General features: G+C 42.5%; 6 protein-coding genes and 1 pseudogene. 4 read left to right on the forward strand and 3 right to left on the reverse strand.

What is annotated here, in order from left to right:
• Both AZ66_RS32150 and AZ66_RS26115 read left to right on the forward strand, forming a co-directional pair.
• Positions 1–379, forward strand: a 379-nt coding sequence (locus AZ66_RS32150) for a hypothetical protein (RefSeq protein ID WP_044357545.1), incomplete at its 5' end; no start/stop codon positions are given.
• Between the two features lie 151 nt (positions 380–530).
• Positions 531–743: a hypothetical protein gene (locus AZ66_RS26115; RefSeq protein ID WP_021259718.1), complete on the forward strand. Its 213-nt coding sequence runs from the start codon at positions 531–533 to the stop codon at positions 741–743.
• Between the two features lie 87 nt (positions 744–830).
• Here AZ66_RS26115 and AZ66_RS32155 read toward each other — a convergent pair whose 3' ends face one another.
• From AZ66_RS32155 to AZ66_RS26125, 3 genes and pseudogenes are all read right to left on the reverse strand, one after another.
• Positions 831–1325, reverse strand: a complete 495-nt coding sequence (locus tag AZ66_RS32155; RefSeq protein ID WP_197081774.1) for a P1 family peptidase — start codon at positions 1323–1325, stop codon at positions 831–833.
• Positions 1228–2210, reverse strand: a pseudogene (locus tag AZ66_RS33135) (P1 family peptidase). Before AZ66_RS33135 ends, AZ66_RS32155 begins: the two are co-directional and overlap by 98 nt.
• A gap of 342 nt (positions 2211–2552) precedes the next feature.
• Positions 2553–2906, reverse strand: a complete 354-nt coding sequence (locus AZ66_RS26125) for a hypothetical protein (protein ID WP_052648887.1) — start codon at positions 2904–2906, stop codon at positions 2553–2555.
• 243 nt (positions 2907–3149) lie between these two features.
• On the opposite strand from AZ66_RS26125, the gene AZ66_RS26130 reads away from it, so the two are divergent.
• Positions 3150–3794, forward strand: a complete 645-nt coding sequence (locus tag AZ66_RS26130) for a TetR/AcrR family transcriptional regulator (RefSeq protein WP_044357546.1) — start codon at positions 3150–3152, stop codon at positions 3792–3794.
• A gap of 101 nt (positions 3795–3895) precedes the next feature.
• Positions 3896–5308, forward strand: coding sequence for an alpha/beta hydrolase family protein (locus AZ66_RS26135; RefSeq protein WP_231587062.1), 1413 nt, complete (start codon positions 3896–3898; stop codon positions 5306–5308).
• The last annotated feature ends 262 nt before the right edge of the window (positions 5309–5570 follow it).

The following is a 5570-nucleotide window of genomic DNA, read 5'->3' on the forward strand; positions in this document are numbered from 1 at the left end:
GAATGAGCATGTGGAAGAACGCGCGGAGGATCGTGCGGAGGATCGTGCGAAAGAACGAGCGAAGGATCGTGCGAAAGAACGTGCGGAGGATCGTGCGAAAAAACGTGCGAAGGAACGTGTGAAAAAACGTGTGAAAGAACGTGTGAAAAAACGTGTGAAAGAACGCGTGAAAGAACGTGCGAAAGAACGTGCGAAAGAACGTGCGAAGGATCGTGCGAAGGATCGTGCGAAGGATCGTGCGAAGGATCGTGCGAAAGAACGTGCGAAAGAACGTGCGAAAGAACGTGCGAAGGATCGTGCAAAGGATCGTGCGAAGGATCGTGCAAAGGATCGTGCGAAGGATCGTGCAAAAAGACGCGCGAAAGAAAAAGCCAAATAACTGGTGTAAGAAATGGCCTTAGAAAAAGAAGAGAAATATCTCTCCTTCTAAACCACTCCTGATGTTAGTTGGTCGACGCTAGCAGTAAGTCGAATTCCCATCAGACTATACCTCAGGGGGATACCCGTATTATCGGAAGGGGGTGAGATACATGTCTGATAAACACAAAGAATTTTTCAAGAGTTTCCTTGATTCTACTTTAAAAAGCGGCGCTAACAACATCGGCAAACATCTTCTCGATGCAGTAAATGATGAAAACCAACCCGTTGATATTGTTTTTGGGAGAATCGTAACTGCCCTTAGGGACGGTGCCATTGCAACTGGCCAAGACGTGTTGCGAGCTCAACTTAATCAGGATAAGTAGTTAACTTGACAAAATGGGTTGAGGATCTTGTCCTCAGCCCATTTTTGCTATTTGAACGAACAGTTTGGAAGTGATCGAAACCTCATTTCACTTCTTACTTTGTTGATGTTTAATTTCTGCTTGGGCTGCCTTTACTCCTCTGACGATGGCCTGCCCAAGCACCACCGCTGCGACGGTGCCGACTGCGGTCACGGCAGCATTACCAATAAGCCCGCTAGTATCGGTTCCAGTAGCGATGCAGAATACAGTGTCCCCGTCACCTTGAATATGCACCGGGGAAATCGCCCGCGCCATTCCGTCATGGGCGAGTGTCGCTACCCTCCCTGCCTCGGCTTTGTCTAGCTTTGCAGTGGTTGCGATGACAGCGATGGTTGTGCTTCTGCTCCGGGTCGAGATCGGCATTGGTGGTATTCCTTCAAGAATTGCCCTAGTTTGGTTAACAAATTTACCATCAGGCTCGAGCGCCCCGGCTATGATATGATCATCATCCCAAATATCTCCAAGGGCATTGACGACGACAATAGCGGCTACTATAGGACCGCCCGGGATTTGCCAAGAGGCGGTTCCAACTCCGCCCTTCATCGGCGAACCATAGATTTTCCCTACCGTGCACCCGCTCCAGCACCAACACTGCCTTGCGCCACGGCACCGGACTTCGCAGCTTGTGCTGCCTTGTAGCCCAACTGTGCGTCAGGCCTGCGGGAGCCTTTCGCATAATAAAGGTCAAAAAAACAGCCGCAGGCACAGTAGGGAGCGATCCAACATCTGTCTGGGTACCATACCCATGCTCTGCAAGCCAGTTCACGACACCTGCTGTTGCCGCAAGACCGAAATTGCTGCCGCCCGTAAGAAGAACCCCCTGTATAAGATCCGTTGAAGTTCCGGGTTTAATAGCATCTGTCTGTTCCGTACCCGGATAACCGCCTCTGACATCCACGCCGGGAACGCACCTTCAGGGTACAAAATAACCGTGCAACCAGTACGACCGCTTCTATCCTCTGCGTGCCCCACTAGGATACCCGGAACATCAGTAATACTCCCTTTGGCATGAACTTTTGTGCCTTGACCAATTAATCGGTTGGCACTCGGCCCAATCGGATGATTAAGTATGCTGTGATCGTCTTGATATACTGTCTTCTTGGGATGCTTCTCATTATTGAAAAAAACTTTGTTGTATTTTTTAGGCACTCCTTTGCCTCGGTAAATCCCTGAATTCCTCATTCGAACTGGATAACCCCAATATTTGGCCGTTCGAATAGCTTTGTCTGCGTTCCTGCGCTTCTCATCATACCGTGCATCCGGTGGCAGTATGATTTTCGCGGTCAATTTTGTTTTTTTTCTATCCATTTTTTCAACTCCGATTTCATGCAGAATAGTACTGCTTAAAGCCTCATCTGATGACATTCGTCTATAAATAATATGTTTGGGATGACAAACGTGCTCTGATAAAAACCAAAAATCCACCATGTCAGGTGGATTGACTCTTTATTCGAAATCCTTAATATGTATTCATCTTGCTAGACCGGATTTCCTAATTACTTTTCAGTCCATGTCCGAAAACCGCGACTATTCATCTGAATGAAGTACGAGAAAAGTGAAACGATTCTCTCCCCCTTTTCAGTGGAATGCGTAAACTGCTGAATTTGAAATTTATCTGAAGGGATGAAAAAATGCTTCCGACATAAAGAACAACGCCTAAGATTGGAAACCCCACTTAGGCGTTTAAATTGAGCCAAGAACAATAACTGGCTTAGCGAACACATCTTTTCAAGAAAGCACCTAGATCGATAGAAATTAGAGAAGTCATCCTCATACGATTCTTGTTAATTCACTGTTAATTACTCGATGTGCGGCAACATAACGATCTTTCGGACTAATCCCAAACGATGCAAATTGAACTTTCGATTGATTTGTAATAAATTGAACTTCATACTGCTTCGTATTTCCCACAAAAAAGCTATTGAATGTGGATGCATTCGGTTTCACAGTAAATACAACATTATGAATCAATTTCTTCTTTCCGTTTAATGCAAACACTTTGATTCTTACTCTAGCATTTTTATGTTGATGCTGGTTTATCGAGTTCACAGCAATATCTTTAGATACAATCTTGTCTTTCTCCGTTAGATTATTTAGCGGTCCAGTCGAATATTTTCGAATCATACATACTCTCCCTTTAATAAATTCAGATATTAAGTAAAAAGTCAGCCCTGTAAGATCTTATTCATTCATGGGTTTATCCGATTGGACGATATCTTCTTCTTTATCATTGCACAATTGAAAGTTGATCATAAAGAAAAAGCTCCTCCGAGCTGAGTGACGGCCTCCTATTAGGCCCAAGTTGACATACCTGATGGCTTCCCTTATCATTTAGATACATTTGAATGTATGTGTAGGAGAAATAAAATGGCCAGAAATAAATTTCCGGAAATTACACGAAAAAGAATTATGGAATCTGCAGTTAGACTATTTACGCTTAAAGGTTGGAACAATGTAACGATTCAGGATATTGTAGATGATGTAGGAGACATTACTCGAGGTGCTTTCTATCATCATTTCAAATCAATCTCAGACATCATTCAGTCCGTTACCAAAGAGATGATGATCCAGCAAGACGTTTTTACTCATATTGATGATTTAGAAAACTTAAATGCCTTAGATCGTTTAAGACAAGGTATCTCGTATTCGATTCTGCAAAGTATAAAAAACGGTGACCATTCGACCATTTCTCGCGAAATGATTTCAGCTGAGTTTGTGTTTAGTCGGATTACAGAAGGTATGAGAGTTGTTGCGCCAGGCATTCACAAAGTCATTGAAGAAGGTAATAAAGACGGTTCGATCCAAGTTGCGTATCCAAAGCAAACAGCAGAAATTTTTACAATGCTTTTTGATATCTGGATGAATCCAGGAATCTTTCACGTCAGCCGCGAGGAATTTGTTCAGAAAATTGAGCATATCGCCCTAATGTTTGAAAGAATTGGCATGCCAATAGTCAATGAAGAATTGAAAAATGTTTTTCTGGAGTTGTATGATAACGTACAGGAACAATAAACTACTCAATGTAGTTTATTATTTTGCCATTTTACATTCAAATGAATGTAAAAAATTTTACCCACATACATTCAAATGTATGTATATGAAATGGAGGTTCTATGATGAGAAACGTAGAGATTATTTTTGTAGCTATACTGATCGTATCAAGCATCTTACTGCTTTTTAAGCAGCGTGGTGTTACCAAGAATAATGTCATCATTTTATCGGTTACATATATAGCCTTATTGGCAACTATCCTTGCAATCGGGGTCAACTGGCGCTTGATACCCGCTTATATCGTAACAGTGCTTTTGACCCTGCAGGTTTGTATCAAACCACGCAACACGAATGTATCAAAAAAAAGAGGAGTGAGAATTGTAAAAGGGACAGGTATTGTTGCCGCGGCTGCTGCCATGATTGCTTTACCGACGATTTTTCCCCTGCTCACATTTCCAAGGCCTACGGGAGAATATGCGGTAGGTACGCAAGCCTTTCATCTTGTTGATCAGAATCGAAAAGAATTTGTTGTTCCAAATAGTCAAGTATTTCGTGAATTGATGTTACAGGTTTATTATCCCGCCGAAAAAGGGGCAGGCTCTCCTGCTCCTTATCATAAGAATATTGATGCATTAACTAAACAAATATCATCTACACAGGGATTCCCTTATATCGCAACCACTCATTTGAGATTGACCGAAACACATTCGTTTACAGACGTCACACCCTTACAAGCAACAAAGAAATTCCCCCTGTTATTGTTTGCACATGGTATGAGCCTATACAGTCAACAAAACACCTTTCAGTTGGAGGAGTTGGCGAGTCACGGTTACGTAATCGTTGCTCTTAACTTTACCGGCGATGCGGCAACAACCGTTTTCCCGGATGGAGATCAGGTTGATTTTACACCTATTGAAAATACAATCACTTTTCTAAACAATCGGATTAGACTTTGGGAGCAGGATGCCGCATTTGTGCTAGATGAAATAACCGAAGCTGATTTTGACGATAAATTTAAGCCGATCGCTAAGTTAATAGACTATGACCATATTGGTATGTTAGGTCATTCTTTTGGTGGTGCCACTTCAGCTCAAATGTTGGTAAAGGATGATAGAATCAAAGCTGCCATTGATATGGATGGCGGATTGTATGGTGACCCTATGCCGAAAGATGGTCCTGGAAAGCCATTTATGCTGATGAATGCCGAGGCTTCGATTAGGCTAATGAAGGAGGCAAACGGCCGGGAACCAGGAAATCGGGATGAGTTGTTTGTGGAGGCCTACTTGAGAAATAAAACCATTGAAAAACCTGGCGTGTATACCGCGATAATTCCTAAAACGAATCATGGCAGTTTCACTGACTTAGCAGCCGTTTCGTCGATCATTAATGAACCTGGAGCAGATGTACCCGCGATTTTCCAATTGATTAACGAAATGTCACTTAGCTTCTTTGATAAACATTTAAAGGGAATCACCGATAATAAAATGAACGAAATTCAGCAGAAACATCCTGAAATTAACTTAACTAAATATTGATACATTGTAGCTGTTTTGTATATGAATGGTGGGCAGGGATCGTATTTTCATTCTTCACCACCATCCATTACAATGATATAAATCAAAACGAAAAGGTAACTCGAAAAATTTAACTGAACCCACTCGCTATAGGACATTCCAATGTGAGTGAAGGTACGATTCCCGGACTGTTCGCCCATTGGATCGTGTACGATTTATACATTTGGTGGAGCCTAGGTGATTACGCTCGCAATCCTCGCTTCATCCTTTATGGGATGTCCCT

This window comes from Paenibacillus sp. E194, assembly GCF_000935845.1.
GTDB lineage: Bacteria > Bacillota > Bacilli > Paenibacillales > Paenibacillaceae > Paenibacillus_B > Paenibacillus_B alvei_B.